The organism is Serratia sp. A07 (assembly GCF_058725505.1).
On the sequence record NZ_JBZXDO010000111.1, the window covers coordinates 1 to 2,864 of the forward strand.

Consider the following 2,864-nt stretch of genomic DNA (forward strand, 5'->3'; position numbering starts at 1 on the left):
TCAATGCGCGGTCTGGGCTTGCAGGCCAATACGCTCGGCAGCCAGCTTGACCGGCTGGGCAATCAGGGACGGCGCGCCTTCAGCGGATTACGTCAGGGCCTCGCTTCGGTCTCGTCGGGCTTTGATCATATGGAAGCCCGCGCCAAGGCCGCCTATGGCGGCGTCTCGCGCTTTTACGGCCTGCTGGCCGGCGGTGCCGCGCTCTACGGGCTGAAAAAAGCCTTTATTGATCCGGCGTCGGCGATGGAGAACTCCACCATCCGCCTGAACTCGCTGAACAATAACGATAAAGCGAAAACCGACGCCGATATCCAGTGGGCGGTTAAAAACGCCAAGGACACCACCTGGGGCCTGCAAGGCGTGGTTGGGGAATACGTCTCCAGCCGCGGTTTTGGCATGGATACGGGTCAGGCACGTAATTTCATCACCATGCTGGAGGATCAGGGCGCGAAGCATGGCTGGACACTGCCGGAAGCGCAAGGGGCATCAACCCAGCTCAAGCAGATGTTTTCGCGCAAGAGCATTCAGGCACAGGATGCCAACCTGCTGACCGGCTACGGGGTTGATGTTTACAGCATTCTGGCCCGCAAGCTCGGTAAAGACCGAACAGAAATTCAGGCCCAGGGCGAAAAAGGCCTGCTGGGGCCGGAGTCTATCAAACTGCTGTTCCAGGCGATGCGCGAAGAGGCCAAGGGCGCGCAAAAAGACGCGATGAACTCCTGGACGGGGATCACCTCGCAGTTCGGCGACGTATGGGAACAGTTTGCCGTCAAGGTCATGAACAAAGGCCCCTTTAAGCGTCTTAAAGACGAGCTCAAGTCATTTTTAAGTTTTGCTGACCAGGCACAGGAAAGCGGCCTGCAAGACCAGTGGGCCGACAAGCTGGCCAACAGCTTCAACGGGGTATTCGACAGCGCACGCCGTGGCGTCACGCTGTTTAAAAACGGCCTTAACCGGGTCAACGCCGAGCTGATGGCGCTGCGCAAAGCCGGCTACGGCGAAACTATCGACAACATCGGCAAATACGCCGCCAACACGGCCAAGGCAATATTGGCGATTTACGTTGCCTCTAAACTGGCGCGCATCGGAATGGCGATCGCCAGACCTGCCTGGGGGCTGGCCACGGCGCCCATACGCTACCCGCTGCGGGCTTATCGGTGGTGGCGCGGCCGCGGTAAAAACACCCCTGCGGGTCTGGCTGGCCCGGCACCGTTTGCGATGGGGGGCGGTTTGGGCGCTCCAATCAGCGTGGTTGTGATGAACTGGCCCAATGGCGGCATAGGCGGCATGGGCGGCGGTGACACTTATGTTGATGGTAAGGGGCGCACCCGCCGGCGCGGTTCGCGTGTTCGCCCTCGGCGCACGGCAGCCCCGCGATCGCGACTTGGGCGCGCTGCGTCGGCGGTTTCAGGCTTCTTTGGTGGCATGGTCAATCGTGCCGGTGCCATGCTCGGCCGCGTGCCGGGCGTTGCCCGCGCCGGCCGCGCGGCCCGTGCGCTGGGCGGTCGTGCGCTGGGTGCTGTCGCAAGCATTCCGGGTGTGGCCGCCGCCGGGCGGTTTATGGCCTCCATTGGCAGCCGCGCCGGCGGCATGTTATCCGCGCTCCCTGGCAAGGCCGGCGGCTGGTTAAGTCAGGTGGGCGAGCGGGCCAGCGGCCTGTTCGGCGGCGCGATGCAAAAACTCTCGGGCGCGGCCGGTTGGGTGGGCAATAAGGCCGGGGCACTGGGTCGCGGCGTCATGCGGTTCGGCAGTCGGCTTGGCGGCCCGTTACTCACAGCGTTGTCGGTTGCCCCTACGTTGCTCGATAAAGACGCGACCGCCGAAGATAAAGGCGGTGCATTGGGATCGGCCGCCGGCGCGACCGTAGGCGGTATTGTGGGGGCTATTGGTGGGCCGATAGGGTCGGTAGCTGGATCCATGCTCGGCAGCGTGCTGGGTGAAAAGCTGGGCGGCTGGCTGGGTGACATTTACGCCAAGTGGGACAAGAAGGACGAACAGACCCCCGCCGCTCAGGAAGTCAAAGCGCAGGCGGAAATGCGTATTGCACTCGGGCCGGGGCTGGTATTGCAAAACAGCGCCGTCACCGACAGCAACGCCTTTGGGTTAAATCTGGATGTGTATAACGGCGACAATTACAACATCTATTAGGAGCGCAGATGAAAAGCACCGGTCGGGGCAGCTTTCGCGGCGTCCCATTCCTCGTTTACAAAGAACAGCGCACACGCGGCGGACGCCGCGTTGTCCGCCGTGAATACCCGCTGCGTGAAAACGGCGGCGCGGATGATTTGGGCCGAAAACTGCCAGAGCATACCCTTACCCTGTCACTGGTGGGCGATGATGCCCAGGCCCAACGTGAGCGGTTGACACAGGCACTCAATGCGCCAGGGCCTGGCGAGCTGAATCATCCCGATTTGGGGACGCTTTTGGTGCTGGTTGACAATTTTGAAAGCCGGTACAGCGTCGATAATCTCCGCCTGGTGGAGTTCACGGTAACCGTTGTGCCAGTGGCGGATGAAACCGCCCCGACCGTGGCAACGGATACGGCCGGCCGGCTTGCTACCCTCGGCAATGGCACGCTCGACGATATCTTCAACACGCTGGCCGAGGGCTGGTCGCTGGCCGAAGCCGGCTTGTCAGACGTTCAGGCCCTGATGGACACAGTCAGCGAGAAGGTGGCGGCGCTGGAAAGTGCGGTCAACAGCGTGGGGATCCTGGCTGATATCAGCAGCTTTGTGGCATCGTTCACGGCCATGCGCGGCAACCTGTCCAGTTTGCTGACGACACCGTCGCGCCTGGCGCAGGCATTCAAGGGCATCTATCAGGGGCTGCTGCGCTTGCCGACTTACCCGCAGCCCGACGCCCCC

The 2,864-nt window shown here is 62.3% G+C and carries 2 protein-coding genes; both read left to right on the forward strand.

Translation table 11 applies throughout. The annotated features are described in order from the left end of the window. On the forward strand, positions 1-2,148 hold a 2,148-nt coding region (locus tag AC4PR2_RS28225; protein WP_492175958.1), incomplete at its 5' end, for a tape measure protein. 8 nt (positions 2,149-2,156) lie between these two features. Continuing rightward, positions 2,157-2,864, forward strand: a 708-nt coding sequence (locus AC4PR2_RS28230; RefSeq protein WP_492175959.1) for a DNA circularization N-terminal domain-containing protein, incomplete at its 3' end; no start/stop codon positions are given.